This is a genomic window from Prescottella subtropica (assembly GCF_005434945.1).
In the GTDB taxonomy this organism is placed as follows: Bacteria; Actinomycetota; Actinomycetes; order Mycobacteriales; family Mycobacteriaceae; genus Prescottella; species Prescottella subtropica.
In genome coordinates this window covers 22,673-44,877 of sequence record NZ_SKCH01000021.1, presented here as the reverse complement: position 1 = coordinate 44,877, position 22,205 = coordinate 22,673, and the positions used below count along the sequence as shown (strand labels likewise).

Below are 22,205 nucleotides of genomic sequence, written 5' to 3'. Positions count from 1 at the left end.
CCGGCCGCGTTCTTCGCCTGCGTGGCCCCTTCACGGAGCGAGTTCGATGCCGCGGCCGCCCCAGGCGGAGGTGGGCCACCCTGCCGCGCCCCTGCCGGAGTCCGCGGCCCACGACCACCCGGCAACCCGCCCGGTAGTCCAGGACCGCCAACCCCACGTCCCGCAGTCGGCCCCCGCCCCGAACCAGCAGACCCCTGTACGGGCGCGTCCGAGTCGCCCCCCGCAGCCCTCTTCCCCACCGTGCCCGGAGACGGCAACGCCGGTCCGCCTGCCGGACCCCGGCTACCGGCCGCGGTCTTGCGGCCGACCGGTCGAGCACCACCTGGCGATGACGACCCCGTGAATCCGCCGTCGCTCACCGACCGAACCCCGCGCCCGTGACCTGCGGCGGCGGCGCGTCAGCGGAAGTCTCGGTGACCGCAACAACCTTCGGGGTGCCCGACTTCGACAACAGCATGTGCACGTCGAACGTCAAGGTCTGCGTTTCGATCTGGTCGACCCGCTGATTCATGCCGAGCACGAGTCGGCTGATCGTCACCCGAGAAACCGCGGACCGGTTGTCGTCGCCCATCCACGTGTCCACGACATGCTCGGCGCGGGAATCGAACGCCTTCTTCTGTTCGTTCCACGTCCACGACCACATGCTGTTGATCGACGTCTGCATCTGTCCGATGAACTCGGGCGACGCCAAACCGTCCCAGCGGGCGAACCAATCGTCGGCCGGCTCGAAATCCCACGGCACGAACGTCGTCCACCCGACAAGGAACTTCTGCGCAGTCGATTCCGCAGCCTCCCGCGTGGCCCCACGGACCACAGCCGGCGGCGTGTACGGCGCCTGATACGTCGGCGGGATCGTGGTCGTCGACACGCCAGGGATCGGCGGGGTCGTCGACGGAACCTGGGAACCTTCGGACGGGTTCGAGCACGACACGACCGCGGCCACCGCGAGACCCGTCAGCATCCACGTGACGCACCTCTTCATCGACGATTCCTTCCTCGCGCACGCCTGCGTGCACTGCCGAACCCGATCGACAGCACCATCAGCGCCAGCCATCCGCCCGCGGCGATCGCAACAACATGACTGGCCTGCTGCAGTGCAGGTGACGGGTAGTTCCAGACGGGCACAAACCCCACGACCACCGCGAGGACCACCATGCGGAAACCGCGGTGGCGTCGAAACCGTTGACCGCCACCGCGTACCGCAGCCGGGAGTCCCCGCATCCAGTCGGCGGCCGCCGCCGCCACCAGCTGCCGGTACTCACGCCAGGACAGTGGACGTCCGGCACGATTCGACTGTTCGTTCATTCGTGCACCTCCGATGCACGACATTCTGTCGGGCCACCTTCGGGTGTCCCACCCGTGAGGGAGCCGATACAGGCTGCGGTCCGCAGCGGATCACCGGTCAGAACATGCTGCCGAGGAACGCGGCCGCGGTGAAGACGATGAGGATCGCGACGATGATGGGCAACCAGGTGCGGCTATCCACCCCCGCGATCGGCGGCAGATTCCCCACCAGCCCACGAAGATTCATCGGATCGGAGGCACGTTCGAAGCGGCTGCGGTCCTCGTCGTCGTGATCCTCGTCGGAACCGTCGGTGTCGGCCGCCTCTCCCCCACCTTCACCGTTGGCGCCCGCCGACACCGACAAGTCCGATGCAGGTGAGGTCGGTGGCTCCGGGGGTTCCCCGACGGCGGTGCGTTGCATGGCGAGGACTTCATCGATCTGGTTCCGCAACTCCACCAGGTCGGGTGGTGAGACGTTGAGGACGACGTTGTTGACGGCGCTGCCGTCATCGAAGGTCACCTGCAGATCCGCGTCGAACGGGTTCGCTTCGTCGTAGAAGATCCCGAAATCCTGCCCCGAGATCGTCAACCCCTGCTGGCGGATACGGATGCTCTCGAGCCGGTCCCTCAACTCGCTGTTGCCGTCAGGGCTGGTTCCGTTGACGGGCCGCTCATGCCCGTTGGGTGTGGAGTCGTTCATGCGCTTCTACCTCTAGTCCTCGTCCCGATCCCGTGACCCACCGATCGAGGCCCGGTACTGCGTCATCGCCGCCTGATGTTCGTTCCGCCGCTGCGCGACACGGGCCGCGCTGTCGTTCGCGCGGGCACCCGCATTGCTGAGCAGCCCATCACTTGCCCCCACCCACCGGTCGCGGGTGTCCTGCGAGATGTAGGCGCCGTGGGTGCGCAACGCGACCGCGCGGGCGGCGCTGAGGCTGTCGCGTCCCACGCCCGCCACGCTTGCACCGAACCGGCCTGCACCAGCGGCGACCCGGCCACCCAAATCCTCTGCACCGGTCACCATCCGACTGTTGCGGATCTTCGCGCCGGTCGCGGCCGCAGCCCGGGACACGCCCTGCACAGCGGGATCGGTGAGCGGGCGGGCCACGAAACCTGCCGCACTGCCAGCCTTCCGGCCCGCCGCGGCGGCTGCGGCAGCACCGCTCTGGCCGGCTGCGGCGAGACGTTGACGGGCGTTCGACTGCGGCTGGTTGCCCGCGGAGTTGGCTCCGGTACCGCTGGTGGTGTCGCCGCCGCGACCACCGCCGTTGCCGCCGCCGTTGCGGCGACCCATCGCGGCCATGACACCGGCGGTGCCGAGTGCCCCCATCGTGGCGCCCTGCAAGGTGCTCGCGGCGTTGACCTGGGTGGCGCCTTCGGGTCGGGCTGCAGCCTCCACCTTCTTCATCGCGATCCACATTCCGACCAGCACTGCGACGCTCCACAGCAACTTGAAGCCGGCGGCCACGTTCGTGGTGAACATCAGGCCGAGCATGAACACCATCAGGGTGCACAGGATCGAGTAGACAGACGCCATGATCAGCGCGTACACCATGTCGTCGATCCAGTTCTTCATCATTTTTCCCTTGCCGGGGAACGCCGCCCAGGTCAATCGCAGGGGGCCGAGGATGAACACGACGAGCAGCGACACATGCCACCACAGGGTGATCAGGGACATCGCGGCGATACCGATGCACGCGATCACTGTTCCGAACAGAGCGGACAGGGATTTCGCGACGTGAGGCATGGTGCCGCTACCGGAGAACGCCACCAACGTCGCCGCCGCATCGTTCGGTTTCAGATTCGACTGTCCGAGTGCTTCGGCGTTCTCAGCGTTTGCGATGGTGTGGAGCGCGTTCGCGACCGCATAGTGCGGATCGCACCCAACCATCGACTCGTACTCATCGACACCGTCGAGACAATCACTACGCGCCCGATCGATACTCGGCCCACCGGTCTGAGCCAGCAGGTAGGACCGCATGTCCGAGCAGCCGTTGTAGTTGTTGTAGCAGGGCAGGCCCTGATCGTCGCCGCCCTGGCTGATCCCCACATCCGGATTGCCGGGGCTACCGAACCGGGATGTGGGGACCGGTGGGGTGATGGGATTCTCACCGGCCTTACCGAACTGGCCGATCGCCCACGGCTGGTAGACGAGGGTTTCCGCGAGCACACACGATGTGAATCGGTGACCGAGGTCCGTCGACTGACCGCCCGGGGCAGGCTCGGGGGTCTTGCACATCATCGCGCCGTCGGTCTGATTGTCGAGGGTCTTGAACACGGTGTCGGCGATCGCGCTGCTGAGCATGCCGCCGACGTGGTCGCCGAACGAGGCGATCATGTAGAAGCCGTTGCCGTCCGGCTTAGCCCATGAGGCGACGGTGACACCGCCGTAGAAGATGCCTGCGACGAGAGCAACGGCTGCGGTCATGCCGATGTCGGAGAATCCGCGGCGCACACCACCGTTACCGGCAGCCCGCACCGCTGCCGCGACGCCGGCGATGATGAGGATCACCCCGGCCATGGGGATGAAGAACGAGCTGTACAGGTTGCCGACGACCGGGGAGACATTCTGGTAGACGCCCTGGATCGGGTTCTTCGCCTGCGCATACTCTTTCAGCGCGATCGTGGCCTGCAGCAGGTACACGTTGACCTGCATGATCTGGTTGCCGATGAGCGTGGAAATCCACGGCATCATCGCGCAGTTCTCGGCACCCTCATCGTTGTACTGCCAGTTCACCCACTTGAGTCCACGCAGCCCGCTGATCTCGTACAGGGTGTACGAGTCCATCGAATGGTTCGACGCCTCTGCAGCGCGCTGAAAATTGTTGGCGTCCTTCGCGAAGTCGGGAACCCCGCCGCTCGCGTTCTGCACCTTCCCGAGGTTGCGGTTCGACAGGAACTGCTCAGGCCCGGTCCCGGGGGGCTGTCCACTCAGGTCGGGGCGGGTGATCGAGCAGACGACGTCGGACATGGCGCCGCTGGCTGCACCACTGATCTTCCCCGACACCCACGAGATCGGGCCCGCCGAACCAGCAGCGGGGTTCGCGATCGCGATCGAGCCGAGCAGCACCAGGCTGATCAGACCGAATGCGGCGCCGCGGGTGCCGGCGCGCAGCCACCGGCGCAGGCCACTGCGCTGCACCCGAACTCGGGTGCCCTTGCGGTCCCGCCACACCACGACGGCGAGTGCGGCGATGATGCTGACCAGGTAGCTGTAGCCGGCGGCCATGGTGCCCGGCCACAGCAACGCCACCGGGAACGACAGCATCAGCACCGCCTGGCCGACCGCAGCCGTCCACCCGCGATGCACCCCCGGGGAGCGCATCACATAGGTGGCGGCGAGGACCGCGACCAGACCGATCGGGTACAGGACCACAAAGTCGGCGTGGACCATCGCGAACACCGGCCCGACGGCGGCGGCGACCGCACCGACGAGCCCACCCCACACCAGCGTCAACAGCAGCGCCCCCGTCACCTGCGGCAGCCGGCGGGCCCCGTACCAGCAGGCGACAGCGGCGGCCCCGACGGCGGCCATCGCGAGCAGCCCGGTGGGGCCGCTGACCGAGGTGAGACCAGCGGCGGCAAGCAGCAGGGTGAACGCCCGCACCAGCCACTTGTCAATCGCCCGGCCGTGCCGGATGACGAACGGGTGCAGCGCGGCCGGGGCGTTCGCCACCGCGGTCAACATCGCCATGTGGGTTCTTCCTGTCGAAAAAGGGGTGGGTTAGGTGGTCAGCAGGGATTCGAAGTCGTCGAACTCGTAGCTGTGGTCTTCCCCATCGGGGGTGACCAGGACTTTCCGGCTGACACCGCGGCGGACCAGGTCGAGGGCGCTCGGGTCGATGGTCCAGTCGCGGCCGTTGTCGGAGATCGGGGTGGACTGGGCTTCGGAGCTGAGCGTCGCGTTCGTCTGCGACGCGTTGGACAGTTCGACGAACATCTGGTCTACCTGCAGGACCGAGACCCGGTTGTCGACGTCCCGCATGACGCACACCCCGTTGCCGAGATCGCCGCCCTTGCTGAACGGCAGGAGTCGGCGCGCCAACTCGCGGCGTTCAGCGTCGTCGGCGTCGGAGGTGTCCCGCAGCAGTTCGAGTGCCGCGGATGCTTCGGCGGCACCCTTCTGCATGAAAACGAACACCGTCGAGAACTGGTTCTGGTCGGCCTCTGCGGCCTCGGTCATCGCCTTTTCGATGGTGGCGATGTCCTTGGCCTGCTGGGAGATGAACACGATCACGAAGTTCAGGGATCGGCCCTGACGGAGACCGCGGGCGATCAGGTCACGGCCAGCTTCGATGGCGGTGACGATGTACGCCTCGTCGATGAACAGTGCGCGGGGTCGGCGACCCTGCCGCTGGGTGTGCGGGCTGACCGATTCCTTGACGTCACCGAAGAAGTCGTTGATGCGGTGCAGGGCGGTGAAAATCGCCGCCGCCGCGTCACGCTCGGCTTCGCTCCACTGGCTCGGTTCCTTCGCCGGGTCCGGTGGGGTGAACCGGAACAGAGTGATGACGGTGCGGCGTTTGCGGATCGACCGGAACGCGGTCGACGCATCGGATCGGCCGAACAGCAGCCGCGAGTACGGGTTCCGGGCGGCGTTCTCCATGCGGGCCTGCAACGCCTGCATCCGCACCAGTTCCCGCTTCGCCTGCAGCCGCGACGACCAGTCGTCGTTCGATTCGTCGGCGGCATGCTTGTACAGCTCGATTTCCTCGCCGAGGGTGGCGGCCAGCTCCGACAGGCTCGGCTGGAAGGTTTCACCGGCGGCCGCAGCCTTGCGGTACATCTCCTTGAGTTTCTGGAATCCCGGTTCGAGCTTGTCGCGGTCCTCCCGGTCAGGGACGAGCAGTTCGAGCTGCGCGCGCGCGAGGGCTTCCCCGTCTTCGTAGGTGTCGGTCAACGCCCACGCCCCGAGCATGCCGTGCGGGCCACCGAACAGGTCGATGATGTCGGTCTGATCCCAGAACTCCTGGTTGACCGGCTGGAATCGGGATTCAGGGGTGCCGAGAATGCCGCGGCTGGCGTCCTTCGCGAACTCCGGGTCGGTGACCTGCGGGCCGAACGCGAGGTAGTAGCAGAACCGTTCGATGTCGTTCTTCGGGTCAGCGGCCACGACCTGCGTCCCGGACTCAGACATCCAGAAGAACAGCATCAACGCCAGCGACGACTTGCCGCCACCGGACGCGCCGATGATGCCGATGCCGGCGCCGTGGTTGCGGGCGACCTGCACGTGCGGGTCAAAGTGAACGACGGCGCCGTTCTCCATGCAGTAGCCGATCGCCGGGCCCCGCCAGCCGAGAACCTGCCCGTTGCGGTGCACCTCGACGGCGTCACCGACGCTCGGGGACGAATCGAGCCGCGCCAACGCCAGTGTCTCGATGTCGGTCCAGCGGGTACCGATGTCGATACCGAGGGTGTCGTCGCACAGGTTCACCCGCCCGACGTGCACCGGGTCGGGGTCGCCGGGCAGCTGCTCACGCAGCAGGGCGTGCTGAATGTTCAGCGGCTGCTGCAGTTCAACATCCCGCAGGGCGGCCTTGACGTCCTGCACGGCACGCGCCAACTCCTTGCGGGTCGGCGCGGACACCGACAGCCGCAGCTGCCCGATCATCGCCGGCGACGGGTGCAGGTCGAGGTCGTCCTCGAGGCGGGTGGCGTCGTCGTAGACCTCACCGAACTTCGCGTCATCGACCTTGCCGGCCTTGACACGATCGTCGGCCTCATCCTTGATCAGGCCGATCCGCTTCTTGGCCAGCTTCTTCCAGCTTTCCGATGACATCAATTTGAAGCGCCAGCTGACCTCCACCTCGTGCGGCAGGGTGCGCAGCATCCGCCCCCACGCTTGGTGGTAGTCGAACGGCATCACTGCGGGGCTGTCCGCGACGACGAGGGTGGTGACGTAGGAGGTGCGGGGTTCTCCGCCGTCGCAGTTCGGTTCGACGACCTCGACAGCATCGGACAGGTTGCGGCCCTCGAAGTCGACGACCTGGTCGAAGAATCCGGCCCGCCACGGGCGGGTGGCGTTGTAGTCCCTCTCGGTCGGGGGCTGGAAGCCGCCGTACAGGGGCTTGCGGATCAGCCACACCAGGTCGGCGCGGCTGATCGGTTCGGCCCCACCCATCGACAGGCGGGCGTGGAGGGTGGCGGCGGCTTCCCGGAACGGTTCGAGGTCGCTGGCCCGGAAGTGTTCTTCGGCGACGTGGTCGGCGGAGTTGAGGATGAGACTGATCGGGTCGGCCATGCTCGGGCCTTTGAAGGTGCCCAGACGGATCATCAGGATCCGTCGCGGCTCCGGCGCGGCAGCTGAAATGTGGGGGGCGACCTTCTCTGCGACCAGCGTCTGGAACAGGCCGCTGGGATCCCACACAGCCTTGTCGAGTTCGGCTTCCCACTTGCCGGTGTCGACCGGCTGGTAGCGCACCAACTCGTGGCACACGATCGATGCCGCCCGCCCCTGCTCGGCTTCGGCGTACGACAGCAGCTGCCGGTAGAAGTCGGCGGACCGGTCGAACGCATGCTCCTGCTGCGCATTCGAGGTGAAGTCGTCGGAGGAGCCGGGCAGGACAACCCCGGTCCACATGCCGTCACCGATCAGGAACAGGCCGTCTTCGGCGTAGCGGACCCCGAGACGCTGCCGGTCGGCACGCTTGACGGGCGCCTTGTTCGTGGTGGCCTTCTGCCGGCGCACGGCCACAGCGACACCACCGGCGATCACGACCGCGACGCCCAGCAGTACCAGGATGATCCACATCGTTTCTCCTACCTGTCCTTCTCGATCGGGTCGGCTGGTGTGCTGGCCAGCAGTTGCTCGAATGTGATGCGCGGCGGCCTTTTCGGCAGAACGAACGTGTCCCGCGCGACCGGTCGGGGGTCGTACACCGGACGCTTCACCGGCTGGTTCACGTCGATGCGCGCCCAGTCGGGCCGCCACACGATCCCCACCCACCGCAGATCGCCCGGGTTCTTGTCGGCACCGCCACCAGCGATCAGGCCGGGGTTCCTGAACCGCCGCGCCCACTGCAGACGCACCCACTGGAACGGTGACTCGTCGCTGCCGAACTTGTGGTTGGCGATCCAGTAGGCGATCACGAACACCAGCAGGAATCCGACCGCGGCGGTGATCCACAGTTGCCCCAGCAGCGCCCCGACTGGCACCAGCACGATCAGGCTGGCCGCTGCTACGGCACCTGCGACGGCGGACAGCTGCGCGTCGATACCGCCGATTGACACCAAGGACACGTCACGGCCGAGCTGCCACATCTTGTTGCGGTGGTTCATCACCCGCGTGCGGTCGACCGCGTAGCGTCCCTCAGCTGGCATCAGCGTTCCCCGTTACTGTTTCGGATCCGGTGCGGTCACTCGAACTGGGCGGTGCCGCCGCCGCTGGTGGAGCCGGTGACCTGTTCACCGGACTCGACCATGTAGGTGGCGACGATCGGGCCTCCGCCGATGACCAGGCCCGCGGCGAGGACACCGATGAGCTTCTGGATGCTCGACCGCCAGCCGCCTTCCTTGCCGGCGGCGATCGCGATCATCACGCCGATGACGACCATCATCAGGACGAGGACCGCGACACCGATGACCCGGATTTCCGTGGTCAGGTTCTGGATGATGCTGGTGATACCGCTGGTACCGCTGCTCTGCGCCAGCAGATCGATCGTGGTGCTGGTGATCATGGGGTGTCCCTTTCGTGTGCTGCCGGCCCGCTGCCGGACGACTGTGTGGGGCGGTTATCCGCCGGTGCCGGTGCCGCGGGTGGAGGCGGCGCCGGGCACGAGTTCGTTGGCCGATCCGATGCCGGAGCCGGCAGCGCCGGCACCATCGCGGTCGACCAGTCCCGCCCGAATATCGACGACGAGCCACTTACCGGAATGGCGGACCAACTCGACGCGGTAGCCGGTGGTCTGCGTCGACTCCGATGCCGGAACATCCCAGGTGACCCGCACTTCGGCGACCGCGGCGTCGCCGTCCTGGTAGACGATCGGCTGGTTCGCGGGCGTGTCCGTCGCACGCGGGGACCGGACGGTGGCCTTGTCGATCTTCGGGTTGGCGACGATCCCACCGAGGCCAGTGCGGGCGCGGGCGACCGCGGAGTCAGCGAGCACCAGGTTCAACTGGCCCGCATCCGAGGCGCCCCACGCCTTGAAGAACGGGGCGAGGAGGGAATCGGTGACCTGGCCGGCGAGGCTGCCGTCGTCGGTGAGTTTCGCTTTCGCCGGCGGCGGCGTCGCGAGCCGCATCGGGGCGGTGACACCGATGTCACCGACGATCCGCATGTCGTTGCTGACCTTGCTGGACTTCACCCACACCGGCACTGACACCGTCTGGTACTGGCCGTCAGCCATCGACACCGTGAACCCGAGGTAGGCGGCCTCCCCGTCCGGGAACTCGCTGATCGGGGTCATCGTGCCGTCCCACACGATCAACGCCGGTTCCTGCTGCAAACCACCGGAAGTCCACCCGCAGCCGTCAGCAGCGCCCGGGGTGCCCATCGCCTTGAGGAGCTGTTCACGCTTCTTGACGGCATCCCCGCCACCGTGGGTCAGGCACACATCGAGGTACTGCCGACCGAAACTGACCGCCGCGTCGAGGGGGAACGTCGTCAACCGGTACGCGGACGCCTCCTGCGCGGAGATCGTGCCTTCGGCGGGGATCGCGGACCGGCCGATCGTGACACCAGCGATCAACCCGACCGCTGCACACGCGGCCAGCGACGACACGGCGATGGTGAGGGCGCGGCGGCCACGGTTGTGGCGGCCGAAGGTCGGGGCCTTCCCAACCTTGACGATGTCGAAGTCGACGAGGGGAACACCGTTGCTGTCGAACACCTGCGGGGTGTCGGCATCAGGTTCAGTCTTCCACCCGAACAGGTTCTTCACCTTCCCGAATCGGGAGGCGGCATCCGTCTTCGGTTCGCCCGCAACCAGGTCGGCGCCGGCAGCGGTGTCCGCACCGAGGTCGGGGGTGATGGCGTAGCCGAGGTCGTCGACGTAGATGCGGTCACCGTGCTCGTCACGCAGTTCGGTGCCGTCAGCGTCGGAAGCCACGTAGAGGCCGCCGTCAACCTCGAGCACCCACTTGTAGATACGGTGGCCGTCGACGTCGGCCCAATCCGATTCCACGACCGGCTCGACCACCGGTGCGGGTGCGGGTGGTGTCGGCGCCGCAGGCACCACCGGCGGAGGGGACTGGACCGGCGCTACCGGCTGCGGCGGAGGGGCCTGCCCGAGCAGCAATGCCAAACCCGGACGGACAGACTCACGTGCCGGAGTGAATGCGGCGTAGATCCGCCTCACCGGGATGCGTTTGTCGGCGCGGGCAGGCCGGAACCCGTCCGGCAGAACAACCGCTGCCCGGTCGACCAGTTCAGCATCTCTCGACACGTGCATCCCTTCCACATGAAACCGTCATTGCTGCAGGTACAGGCCACTTTTCATAGCCAGACCAGGTGGTGACATCTCCGAATGCAGTCAGGGTACGGCAGGCACTTCCGGTGTCCCCCGGTTCGCGTGGCCGGTTCCCGAAACAACGACACCCCCTGCCGCCGCGAGAACGAGGTCCGCGACAGACAGGGGGTAGGTAGAGGCAAAGCAGCCCGCAGGGTCAGGGAATCCGATCCCAGCCGCCCGGGTCCGACTCCGGTGGGACACTCTCGTAGAACGAATCGATCGCGGCCTGATCCTCATCCGGCACATCAGGTTCACCGAACCCGAACTCGTCCGGGAACGGCGGCTCGTCGACCTCGCCGCTGGCATCTGCGACGACAACAGCGGCCGGCTCGATGTCCGCCTTCTCGTCGACACCGTCAACGATGCGGAACAACAACGAGTTCGGGTCCGCGAGTTCCTGGTTCAGCTCCATCGCCTTCGCCCGCGCAGCAGCCTTCGTCGCCTCCACCAGCGTCGTGTCCGCCGCGAACGGGTTGTAGCCGAGATCCGGTTCGAACACCGGCACCATCTCGATGATCTCGAACCAGTTGTTCGGGCCCTCCGGCGCGGTCGTATGCACCGCCGTCAGCTTCGGGGCCTTCGACACGTACACCATTTCCCACTTGCTTCGGTCCAGCGCCTGCGTGGTGCCCAGTGGGATCCGGGTGTCCTGCTGCTCGGCGCCCCGCACCTTCTTCGACTCCGACGCGCCGGTGAAGATCCGCAGACGATTGTTCGACACCTCGGTTTCGTTGGTCGCGAACTGTTTGGTGACCTTCCCCGAGAACCCGGAGACGATCTCGTCGTCAGTTTCCGCGTTGAGCTGCAACGCGAACAGGTGATCGGCCTGCGCCAGGAGCCGTTCGAGCCACACCCCTTTGCCGTCGTCGATCTGCCGGATGTCGGCAAGGGCCTGCGTCGACGCGATGACCCGGATCCCGATGTCCGCAGACTTGTTGAGCAGGTTGATCAATGCTTCCGCCGACGCCGAGTTCACTGCACTACCAAGTTCTTCGATCTGCACGATGAACGGCGGCCAGGGGGTGCTGTCCGCTCGGCTGGTGTCGACACCCAGGTACTCGGCAACCACCGCCTTCCTGCTCCGCAGCGTCGCGACAGCGTTCTGCAGATCCAGCAGGATCATCGAGTAGATCATCGCCGAGAAGTCCGGGTAGTCCTGCGCGGGAAGACTGATCACGACGATCTCGCCACGCAGGATCGCCCGGATCAGATCGATCTGCCCGGCCGGGCTGCGACCGGTGCCGAACGTGCCCGGGAACAGGGCCGACGAGTTCACATACGTCGACACCAGCTGCCGGGTGTTCGACGCGGCCTGCGCGGTGACACTGCTGCCCTTCTTCAACTCGCCCACCACCGACTGGACCCGACTACGCAACGTCGCGATCCGCTGCTGCGCGTCCCGCTCAGACAGATGCGGGTAGTACGACAAGATGGTCGGCACATTCAGAGCGGCAGCCTGACGTTCGAGCTCTCCCCCACCTTCACCGGCAACCGACAGCATGTTCATCAGCGTTTCGAGCGCCGAAATGCGGGTCCGGCCATCAGCCCCGATGGTGCGGTCGTAGCCGGTCAGCGCGGCAATGTTCCAGGCGAGTTCGGTGATCTCCTGCGCAGCACGCAGATACGCGGCCGCGTCACCGTCACGAGGAACCGACTTGAGCAGCATCTCGGCTTTCGATTTGCCGTTGCCGCGGCCGAGAGGGTCATAGCGGGCCGGGATCGGTGGCGCATACGGGTGCGGTTGCTCGTACCCGCCCCCGTTCTTCGGTGCGAGCGTGAAATGCAGGAACGATCGGCCTTCTCGTTCAGCCAAGCGGGCCTTCGACTTCACCAAGGCGTCGTCGCCCTTGATGTCGATCGTCAGATTCCCGCCGCCCTCGACATGCACCTGCTGGTCGGCAATCGATGTCGCGTGCCGTGTTTTCCCGGACCGCGACGAGCCAACGATCACCACCGCCTTCTTGAACAATGAGGACGGCGCCAGCAGCGGATACCCGTAGTGGCCGAGACCGAGAGCGATCGTGGGCTCAGTGGAACGTCGACGCATGTCAGCTCCCCGTGTAGTGGCCGGCAGCGATCTTGCGCCGCTCGACGGTGCGGCGGCGACGGTCCAGGAACCCGACCGGCCGCTGGTTGGAATGCTCGGTGCCCTCGATACGGCCGCGGAGTGCACGCGGCCGGCTACGGAACACGACGATGATGCCGATCGCCGCCAGGAACCCCAGGGGCACACCGAACCACAGTTGCGTCCAGGTGACCTCGAGGTAGCTCATGTCCGTGTGGGTGTGCATCCAGCCGCGGACGCCGGTGCTGTCTGCAGGGAAGCCAGCCGCGATCGGCGACAACCAGGTGCGGGTCGCGAATGACGTCGACCAATACAGCCATGTGGCAGGCGAGAATCCGGCCAGGGCGATGCCGGCGACCGCGGTGGCGGCAGCCCACCCAGCCCACATGATGATGCGGACGCGGCGGATCTCGTAGGCGAGGATCGCGAACGCGACAGCGACCGCAACACCCGGAAGTGCGGCGACGAGAGCGAGGACCGCGAGGGCCACGATCCCGGCAGTGCTGGTACTGCCAGCGGGTTTTCGGGTTTCGTGCTGCTCACGGTCGGGTGCTGTCCCCATGCGTGACCGGACCTCCTGGTCGTGGTGTCTCCGATAGCGGGGATCATTGCACGGCCAGTTCCGGGTGATGCCGGGGTGGAGCGGGCAATCTGCGTAGCAAAGTCGGGCAGAAGTCGCAGTCCGCATTTCCGATAAGGGCGTGTCGCTGCCGCATCCACCCTCCCGGAGGCCGTACCTTATCCGTAAAGATCAACCGGTGCTGTACAGTCAGCAGCATCGGAGATGAAGAACAATCGTGAGGGGCCTGCCATGTCTACAGCATGTGGCAACACCGGCCGTCGTCCACGTGGGCGACGGTCAAAGGGTGATCGCGCATTCGTCTCCACCCGTGTCACGACGGACACCGACCTCATCATCCGCACGATCGCGGCGGAGACCCGCACCCCGCTCGGCGACGTCGTCGGCACCATCTTGATGGTCGGTGTGCGCCACGCCGCGGAGGTCGAATCTGCTCTCGACGAGCTGCTGCCTCTGACTCGCACCACCACAGATGGGCAGGTGCAGTTCGATCCGGCGAACACGTCGGCGAGCATCGTGATCATGCTCGGCCGCGCCCCCACTCCGGTTGTCGATCGCGTCCGGGAACTGCAGGAAGCTCTTTCGCAGGAGTGCACTCTGCCGATGCTGATCACGTTCTCAGCACTGCTGACCGTTGGCCTGCGCCACCACGACCTTGCCACCTTCCGCGGTGAACTCGAGCGCATGTATGCACTCGCTCTCGATCCGTCGCTTGCCGACAAGATGCTCGGCAAGGCAGATCTGCCGGCTCCCCGATCTGAGCAGGGGGTGATGTCTCTGATGGTCTAGTGCCCCGCGTCGACGACGACGCCCGCACAATTTCATTGGGGATCACACCGGTGAGGCCCGCGTAGACCACACTGCCAGGGAACGCGACAGCCTCCAGAAATGACGAACCCCCCGCTCTGCCAGGAAACGGGGGTTCATCGATCTGAAATTGGTGTCGGAACCGAGCTACCAACTCGGCGACCCGACGGGGTGTCCCCTCCACCAGAAAAGGACTCACTTTGGATAGTGAGGTCCAGGGTACAAGCACGCCTGCTCCCGCGTCCACCGACGCGCCCGATCCGACGTCTGCCGCCCTGCCCCCAGCCCCCGTGCCGGCACCCGCCGACACCCACAACCACACACCGATCTCTCCCACGGAACTGTTCGATACGGTCCGGGAATGGTCGCCGCGCACCACCATCCGCATCGACCCCCACGGGGATCACCGGTACGTTGCAGCGCGCCTGCCGGCGACCGCCCCGGACGTCCCGTGGGCCCTGCACCTCGCCGACCGAAACAGCCAGTTCCACGTGCTGTGCATGGATTTCGACGACCGCCCCGGCAAGACCCCGGGTGCGGCCCGCAAGGCCGCCGAGCAGGTGAGCCGCATGCTCACGCGCGCCGAGATCCCCCACCTGCTGTGCGCATCCGGTGGCCGCCACAGCCGACATCTGTGGATCCGGCTCACCGCACCCGCCGACGCGAAACGCGTCCGCCGCCTCGCCGAAGCCCTCACCCGCCACTGCGGGACTGTGTTCGATGCCACACCGCTACTGAACCCGGGATCGGGCTGTGCCCGCGCCCCCGGCTCCCCCCACCGACACGGCGGCCACTCCCAGATCCTGCGCACCGCAGGCCGACCCGCCACCGAAGCACTCGCATGGGCCACCGACGGCGCCGACCCCACCGTGATCGAGACCCTGACCGCATGGGCGGGCGGCGACACCGCAGCCAACCCAGGTGTAAACACCCACCCTCATTCCGTCACACTGACGAAAGCGTTGCGGGTCATCGACCACGACCGCGGCGTCATCCCCGGCACCAAACGCGCACTCCCCGACCGAATCCGCCAGCTCGCGCACGCCACACCCGCCGCCGGCGCCGACACCTCCCGCACCGCATGGTCGGTGATGCTCTCCGCCGCCCACGCACACTGGACCCTCGACGACATCACCACCGCGGCCCTCACCACTCGCATGCCCGGCCTCGAGCACCTGCGCACCACCCGCGCCGATACCGGCCGCACCCCCCGCACTGACCCGACCGAGCACATCGCACACCAGTGGGATCGCGCCCTCGCGGTCGCTGCCGCAGCACCGCCCGCGACCACCGACACCGACGCACACAGTCACGCCCGCAGCCACGTCCGGGCAGCCCTCACCGCCGCCGAACGCGACGGCTTCTTCCGTGGATCCGCTCAGGCCTTTCGCCGCTGGGCGGCCCTGAGCGTCATCGCGGACATGATGTACCGGGCCGACACCGTCACCGATTTCGAGCTCGACATCCGCCGCTGGGCCGTCGCCGCGGCCACCACGAAGTCGGTTCTGGCGGCCACCGTCCGGGAGCTGATGGACACCGGCTGGCTCATCCGCACCCGCCCGCACTCAGGCACGCGAGCCGCCGCATACCGCCTATGTATCCCTACACTACAAGTGGATGGACACAAGGATTCCCACCCCCCTGAACCCCCGCTTGGGAATGCTCTTGATCGGGCCCGCTCTTACCTGACTCATCTCACTCGGGATGTCTGGCAGCATCCGGTCCTCGGTCCTGCTGCTGCCCGCCTGCACTGGATGCTGCGCGAGCACCCCGGCACAAGTCGAGCCCGCCTCCGGCATGCCACCGGGCTGAGCATCGGCGAGTTCGACACCACCATGGAAGCCCTGCATCGTCACCGGCTCATCCACCAGGATGTGGCCGTCGACCGTGAGCGCATCTACCACGGCGTCGCCGCCTTCCTCGGTGTCCACGGCACCCTCGAACGGCGCCGCACTCGCTACCGACACGAGTCGATGGTGTGGGCCTGGTGGTGCGCGGAGATCGCATGGCGGACCGCGGCGGCCGGCTCGAAACCGTCCTCCGCCGCCCGCGATCTGTACGGCCGGTTCCCCACGTTCGCTGACGGCCGCTGTGATTGGGCGACCGCGATGCACCGTGTTGCCGCCGTCGACGCACGCCGTACGACCCGCTGACACACCTCCGATGTCGGGGGCATCCGACACAATGAGAATCCCGCCACCGCACCCGGAATCGAGGCCCGCCATGACCATCAGCGACACCAGCAGTACGCAACCATCGGACCTGTACAACCAACTGCAGGACGCACTCGAGGCACACCGGAACACCCGGCGGGCCCTCACCGATCTGGCCCGCGAATACGCGCTCCTCGACCCCGCGGAACTCGACGTCGATACCCTCGGTGAACCCACCACCGCGGCACACGAACTCGAACTCACGCGGGCCGGGCTACGTGATCTCTTGGCCAGTTCATACGACGTCGACGACACCTTCGACCGCGTTCTCGGGCCGGCCAGCAGACTTCTGCGGCCCCGCCCGTAGAACGGGGAGAAGAACCTCACCGGGGGGCGGAGCGCCAGCCAAGGAGGGTCCGCAGGATGAGCGGCTGGGTCTCAGCGCGCCAGCAGTTTCGCCTTCTGCGACTCGAACTCGGCGTCCGTGAGGATGCCCTGATCCCTCAACCCCGCGAGCTTCATCAACTCGTCCGCGATCAGCGACGGCCCGGACTGTCCACCCGGTTGAGGGCTGGTGTGGATCGGGGCCGCAGCCGACGAACCCCGGTTACCACCGAAGTCCTTGTGCGCCCGGAACCATCCCTCGATCTGCTCGGCAACACCGTGCGCGACGTCGGCCGTGGCGAGCGTGGTGCCGTTGCCGAGGATCAGCAGACGCCGCTGCAGCATCTTCTTGCCACGCTCGACCGAAAACCCAGTGACGTCAGCGACCCTCACCCGGAACGCGTGAGAGAACTCCATCGGCCGCTTGTACGCCGCCGTCCCATCGTCGTATTCGATGATCCTGCCGAACGCTCCACTGTTCATGCCACGCCCCAGAGGGTGGGTTGTTGAGGCCATGCGTCTACTCGATTCGCGTGATGAACTGCGCCCGGAGTGGGCGATCGATTATCACACGTAGACCGCGCCCCAGGCCCCCATCGGGAGCCGGAGAACCACCCTGACAGCCGGCATCCGGTGACGGTTCCAAGCTGTTACCGGGCCGCCGTCAGCGGTGAAATCGACTGCCCGATCCACGCGCCGCGATCCCGGTAACAGCTCCGATCGGGCTGCCGGGGCGGGTTGTGGGGTGTCGTAATTGTGTTGCTGTCTGCCGATGAGTGGTGTTGGCTGCAGCAGGTTGCTGCGGTGGCCGGCGGGGTGTGGGCGGTGCTGGTGCCTGCATGGTGTGGGCTGGTTCGGCAGGTCATGGCACCTCCTTGGCTGGCCGGGTTGATGCTGCCGACGGCTGGTGTTCCCGGGCGGAAACGGTGGGGCGGCTGCACGGTTCGTCGGTGACCATATCGGGGCGGTTTCGGGTGTTCGGCTTCTCGCGTGCCTGTTCACGCCGCAGCACCCGGACCAGCAGTTCAGCAATGGCTGCAAGGCGGTGACTGCGCTGCCGCAGTGGTCTGGGGTCGGCGTCTACGGTGGCGTCGCACCAGCATCGACGAGCAGGGAGGTGAACACGATGGCCACGACGATCGACCGTGGGGACGGCACCCGAATCCACGGGCCTGGGAAGCTGACAGCGGAGCGGCTGCAACACGAGTTGGCGCTCCGCCGACGCGCCCAACGCATCCCGGGACGCCGCCGCCACGACGGCAAGGGCAGCCGCCGGCAGCAGCGCCGTGCTGCTGCCGACGTCTAGTTCGCTTCGTACGTCGCCGGAAGTGATTGGGCGAGAGCGGTCAATCCTGCGATGTCACCGCGCAGCGCATCGAGGGTCGATTCGATGGACAGCGAGGCGTACTGGCTGCGTTCAGTGACCGAGCGTGTGTGCTCGGCCGCGAACTCGTCGCTCACCGCGTTCGCGAGGAGCCCGCCGATCTTGTCCTCCAACAAGGTGGCCCGGCCGACGGCTTTCATGTTCGCCAGTTGGGTGTCGAGGGCGGCGAGGTGAAGTGTGAACGATTCGAGTGCGGCTACCCGTTCGACCAAGGCCAGCCATACGACGTCGAGCGGTGCCGCGATTTTCTCGAAGTGGTCGCGGGCGCGAAGTGCGTCGTGACTGTTGCCGGTGGGAGGCTCACCGAGTTCGGTACGGATCGAGCGCAGTGTGTGTGCGTGGGTGACGATCTCGCGTAGTTCCTGTGTGTAGTCGAGTTCGATCCGATGCTTGGTGAGGAAGTTGCTGGCCCATGCGGGGCTGTCGGCGATCCGCTGGGTCAGGTCCGCGGCGTACTCGGCGAGCCGGTATTCCTGGCTGTTGTACGGCAGGGTGATGTGTTCGATTGCGCGGTCGATGTGTGGGAGGTCTTCGTCGGTGAGGTCGCCGCTGGTGTCGTCGGGGATGAGTGCCGCGACCATGAGTGAGCCGAAGACGAAGAGTCCTGGGGTGATGACGGCGCGACTCCACTCGCCGTTGACGAAGACACGGATCAGTTCGACGATGAGCCAGATGCCGGTGCCGAAGAAGACCAAGGCGGCGAGTGTGGTGAGTGTGGATCCGAGTTCGCTTTTCGCTCTCCGTGGGAGTGTGAGTGGCCCGCCGTAGCGGTGGATTTCGGCTTGGGCGTGCCTCCGTCGTTCCTTCGCATCTTCTCCTGGTTCTGACTTGATGCCGGTTTGGAACCGGCGGATTCTGTCCTGCGCTGCTATGGACTCGGTTCGTTTCCAGTCTCTGATCTCTTCTTCGGTCATGGCTCGCGGGTTCTTGTAGCCGCGTTCACGTCGACGTTCGAGTTTCTGTTGCAACTCCTCAGGCAGCCGCTCGACGTTGAAGACCGGATAGTCAGGGATGCTGGCCGACCGGAAGTGATGGCGGGGAAGTTCGTCTTCCTCGAACTGTCGGCGAAGTCTCGCGACAGCGTCATCGTCGGTGGCGTCAGCGGGGTGCATACGTCGTTCCTCACATCTCAACTACTGGCGACTACATCTAAAACCTGGCCACCGGCCGCACCGAAACGAGGGCCGCGAAACCCACCCTCCGGGGTGGCGACACGACGTCGACCGCCGGCGTGAACTGGCCGCACGGTAGCTGCGAGACCACCTCTCCACTGCCGCCGCAAGGACAGTTCACGCGAGGGAACCTGACGTTACGGGTGGCCGGTCGACGGTGGTCTCGGCGGCGGATTTCTACGCTGCCGCCCTGGCCGGGGGTTGGATTCGACCCGGAATCGGGGCCGATCACAGCCGATTCCGGGCATGTGGCGGCGTCGAAAACAGGTGTGTTCCACCCCGAGATCGTGCTGATTTCGGCCTCGGATCAGGGCCTGATTGCATCCCGAAACACGACTGGATCGGGCCTGAAACGATGCCCCGCAGGGTGTGGTGAAGGAGCTTCTGCAGCCTCCCGCCGTCACCGTCACCGTCGTGTTGCCGACCGTTTCGCAGGGCTTGGTTCAGCGTCTGGTGGCGACCCGGCAGTCGGCGTGGTTGGTGCCGGATCGGAGCCACCGCGTGAACGTGAACGCGTCCCGCTTCTCGACGGGGACGACACCCTCCCACACGGTCCGCCAACGACCCCAGGTGCGGTAGTCGCAGCGGTACTGCGGTTCGAGGTCGCGTTGGTCGAGGGCGTACTGGATTCCGGGATCATCGGAGGTCGCGGCGGTCACTCGGACGGGCCGCCGATCGTCCTGGTTCGTCCAGTCGAAATCAGGTTTGTACACGTCCGGCATGGCCTTCTGTAGGAGGCCGGGTTCGTGGTGTCCGGTGATGAAGTTGGTGGTGCCTTGCAGCATCGCCCGCACCTCGGGTGAGGTGATCCACCGGCAGTGCCGGAACTGTCCGCGACGTAGTCGGGCGGCGGTGGCGCCGGTGTCATCGACGTAGGTTTCGACGGTCGGCAGGGAGTCGCGGTAGCCGTCGACGAGCATCCTCATGCGGGCCTCGGATTTGGTGGCGACCTCCACCTCCGCGGCGACCAGTTCGCCGGTGTCGAGGACTTCGATGAAGTCGGGGTAGCGGATCCCGGACCGTTGCCTCGAGTAGGGGGCGGTGCGGTGATCGAAGTCGGTGTAGACGGGCAAACCCAACCAGGTTTTCCGTTCCCCCACGATCACCGTTCCGGCCGGCCCGGATTCGGTGACGGTGAGGGTCGACGGCACGATCCCGGGGGTGGTTCCGTCGTGCGAGTAGTGGGCGCCGACGGCTTGCAGAAACTTGTGGGATTCGGTTTCGTCGCGGGCCTCGAGCATCCGGATCTGCCGCTCCGAAATGACCTGCCGGCCGCGGGCCCGAGCGGCGAGGGTGTGCTCGGAAACGAGGAGCCGGTGCAGCAGGTTCGCCGGCACCGTGATGTGCCCGCGTAGCGACGCATGCGAGACGGGGAACTCGACCGCTTCGAGGCCGATCGTCTGCCCATCCAGGGTGGGGGTGAGGATCGGTCCGGCCCACGGCTGATCCTGGTTCCGGGTCAGCAGCCCGGCCTCTTCCATCGAGCGGATTCGCTGCCGGGCCGTGTTCATCACCCCGCCGTAAAACCAGGTCGCGGCCTGCCGCATCGACACCACACCGTGGACGGTCAGGAACGCGAGCAGATCCTCGTCGGCCGGTTTCCGCCGCCACCCCGACGGACCCTTCCGGCCGGTCTTCCCCCGCCGTTCCGCCGGCACCGCATCCGCCGAGTAGAAGCGGCGGGCGCGGGCCATCCGCCACCGAGACGGCACCTCCGGTGTCGCCAGGATTTCCCGCTCCCACTCCTCCAACGTCTCCGACACCAGCCCGCCTTCCATCCGTCCGATCCGGCACCAAGATCGTAGCCGAACCCACCCCAAAAATGCTGTCAGTGATGCTGTCAGCCGCCGACACCAACACACAGATACCTCAAAACGGTTACACCAGCAGAAAACCCCGAAAAATGCTGTCACCCAACCCCCCTCCAAACTTCCCGACTAACCCCCCTACCCGCACGGCACACACACCGCAGATTTGCTTCGCTGTCTGCGTTGGTTGTGTGCGTGGCGGGTGTTGGGGGGTTCCGTGCACGCCGGGGGTGTCGGCCACCTTGTTGTTCACCCCGAGGCAGGCCACTTGGTGGTTGCTCGCTTGCTCGCAGCCACTGTCGTGTCCTGTCGGGGTGGTGGCCGATACCTCCCGGTCGCACCCGGTGTCTGCGTGTGGTTGCGCCGCTGCGCTAGGCGGTCGTGTCTCGCGTCTGTTGGTTGGTTGCGGTGGTGGGTGCTGCGGCGTCTGCTGGCGGTGTCGCCCGCGCAGCTTCCAGCGCATCCCCCTTCGCTGTCGACCACGGGCGGCCCGCGCCTTCGGGCGGCCGCCGACGGCAGCCTTCCGGATGGTGTCGTGGGCGGCAGCGTGCAGCGGTGTGAACGGCCAGTAGTGGCCTGCCCGAGCCGACCCCACCAGGCGGTGACCGGCAAGGGGTCGTGACGGCTCGTGGCTGAGCGCAGCAGACTGGGCCACCGGGGGGCTGGCGCCGGGCTGAACGCAGTGGAAGCCAGCCCCCCGAGATCGGTTCTCTGGCACCCCGACCGGCACCCGTGCAGCGGCCACCGGTGGGCTCTTCGCAGTCGACCCCGGCCGCCCCGGGAACAGGTCGTCAACCCACCCCACGACACCAGGCCACCCACCCCGCAGACAACACCAGCAGCCACCCGCGCCGTCGACACCGGCAGCTGCCGCAGACACCACCCCGCGGGCACCCACCGCAGACCACCACAGAAGCCCACAACCCCCGCCCGCAACCAGCCGCCCAACTGCCACCCGAGAACGCCTAGCGCAGCGGGGCGACCACCACCGCTTGGGCCGCCTCCGCGACAGGTGGGGCGGCACCACAATCAGCCCCGCCACCGGGGCCGGCCGCAGCAGCCTGCGCAGCCTCCACCGACGAACACACCGCCGGCGACAGCGGCCGCTCCGCGGCCGCC

The 22,205-nt window shown here is 66.8% G+C and carries 17 protein-coding genes; 4 read left to right on the top strand and 13 right to left on the bottom strand.

Annotation, left to right across the window (positions count from 1 at the left end; all coding sequences use genetic code 11):
- Window positions 1–355: 355 nt before the first annotated feature.
- The 10 genes from E0497_RS16275 to E0497_RS16230 all read right to left on the bottom strand — a co-directional run bounded on the left by E0497_RS16275 (window position 356) and on the right by E0497_RS16230 (window position 13,360).
- Complete coding sequence (locus tag E0497_RS16275; protein ID WP_137725841.1) at window positions 356–982, bottom strand: hypothetical protein; 627 nt, start codon at window positions 980–982, stop codon at window positions 356–358.
- Window positions 979–1,305 (bottom strand): hypothetical protein, encoded by a 327-nt coding sequence (locus E0497_RS16270; protein ID WP_137725840.1) that lies wholly within the window; start codon window positions 1,303–1,305, stop codon window positions 979–981. Before E0497_RS16270 ends, E0497_RS16275 begins: the two co-directional genes overlap by 4 nt.
- 97 nt (window positions 1,306–1,402) lie before the next feature.
- Window positions 1,403–1,984, bottom strand: a complete 582-nt coding sequence (locus tag E0497_RS16265; protein WP_137725839.1) for a hypothetical protein — start codon at window positions 1,982–1,984, stop codon at window positions 1,403–1,405.
- Window positions 1,985–1,996: 12 nt separating this feature from the next.
- Window positions 1,997–4,978, bottom strand: a complete 2,982-nt coding sequence (locus tag E0497_RS16260; RefSeq protein ID WP_137725838.1) for a hypothetical protein — start codon at window positions 4,976–4,978, stop codon at window positions 1,997–1,999.
- A 30-nt stretch (window positions 4,979–5,008) separates the two neighbouring features.
- Window positions 5,009–8,035, bottom strand: a complete 3,027-nt coding sequence (locus tag E0497_RS16255) for an ATP-binding protein (RefSeq protein WP_137725837.1) — start codon at window positions 8,033–8,035, stop codon at window positions 5,009–5,011.
- 8 nt (window positions 8,036–8,043) lie between these two features.
- Window positions 8,044–8,604, bottom strand: a complete 561-nt coding sequence (locus E0497_RS16250; protein ID WP_137725836.1) for a hypothetical protein — start codon at window positions 8,602–8,604, stop codon at window positions 8,044–8,046.
- Window positions 8,605–8,639: 35 nt separating this feature from the next.
- Window positions 8,640–8,960 (bottom strand): hypothetical protein, encoded by a 321-nt coding sequence (locus E0497_RS16245; protein WP_137725835.1) that lies wholly within the window; start codon window positions 8,958–8,960, stop codon window positions 8,640–8,642.
- Between the two features lie 54 nt (window positions 8,961–9,014).
- On the bottom strand, window positions 9,015–10,406 hold the full coding sequence (locus tag E0497_RS16240) for a conjugal transfer protein (RefSeq protein WP_137725834.1): 1,392 nt from the start codon (window positions 10,404–10,406) through the stop codon (window positions 9,015–9,017).
- Window positions 10,407–10,887: 481 nt separating this feature from the next.
- Window positions 10,888–12,780: a type IV secretory system conjugative DNA transfer family protein gene (locus E0497_RS16235; protein WP_137725833.1), complete on the bottom strand. Its 1,893-nt coding sequence runs from the start codon at window positions 12,778–12,780 to the stop codon at window positions 10,888–10,890.
- Window position 12,781: 1 nt separating this feature from the next.
- A complete protein-coding gene (locus tag E0497_RS16230; RefSeq protein WP_137725832.1) occupies window positions 12,782–13,360 on the bottom strand; it encodes a hypothetical protein in 579 nt (192 codons plus the stop codon).
- Between the two features lie 249 nt (window positions 13,361–13,609).
- Between E0497_RS16230 and E0497_RS16225 the strand changes: the two genes are divergently transcribed.
- From E0497_RS16225 to E0497_RS16215, 3 genes are all read left to right on the top strand, one after another.
- Window positions 13,610–14,167 (top strand): hypothetical protein, encoded by a 558-nt coding sequence (locus tag E0497_RS16225; protein WP_137725831.1) that lies wholly within the window; start codon window positions 13,610–13,612, stop codon window positions 14,165–14,167.
- 308 nt (window positions 14,168–14,475) lie between these two features.
- Window positions 14,476–16,338: a hypothetical protein gene (locus E0497_RS16220; protein ID WP_137725830.1), complete on the top strand. Its 1,863-nt coding sequence runs from the start codon at window positions 14,476–14,478 to the stop codon at window positions 16,336–16,338.
- Between the two features lie 70 nt (window positions 16,339–16,408).
- Window positions 16,409–16,705, top strand: coding sequence for a hypothetical protein (locus E0497_RS16215; RefSeq protein ID WP_137725829.1), 297 nt, complete (start codon window positions 16,409–16,411; stop codon window positions 16,703–16,705).
- A 71-nt stretch (window positions 16,706–16,776) separates the two neighbouring features.
- Here the strand turns inward: E0497_RS16215 and E0497_RS20690 are convergent, their stop codons facing one another.
- Complete coding sequence (locus E0497_RS20690; RefSeq protein ID WP_241665932.1) at window positions 16,777–17,205, bottom strand: SHOCT domain-containing protein; 429 nt, start codon at window positions 17,203–17,205, stop codon at window positions 16,777–16,779.
- 643 nt (window positions 17,206–17,848) lie between these two features.
- Between E0497_RS20690 and E0497_RS16205 the strand changes: the two genes are divergently transcribed.
- The gene (locus E0497_RS16205; protein ID WP_137725828.1) at window positions 17,849–18,028 is read left to right on the top strand and encodes a hypothetical protein; all 180 of its coding nucleotides are present in this window, start codon (window positions 17,849–17,851) and stop codon (window positions 18,026–18,028) included.
- Here the strand turns inward: E0497_RS16205 and E0497_RS16200 are convergent.
- The gene (locus tag E0497_RS16200; protein ID WP_137725827.1) at window positions 18,025–18,801 is read right to left on the bottom strand and encodes a hypothetical protein; all 777 of its coding nucleotides are present in this window, start codon (window positions 18,799–18,801) and stop codon (window positions 18,025–18,027) included. The genes E0497_RS16205 and E0497_RS16200 overlap by 4 nt on opposite strands.
- A gap of 920 nt (window positions 18,802–19,721) precedes the next feature.
- Window positions 19,722–21,041: a hypothetical protein gene (locus tag E0497_RS16195; RefSeq protein WP_137725826.1), complete on the bottom strand. Its 1,320-nt coding sequence runs from the start codon at window positions 21,039–21,041 to the stop codon at window positions 19,722–19,724.
- Between the last annotated feature and the right edge of the window lie 1,164 nt (window positions 21,042–22,205).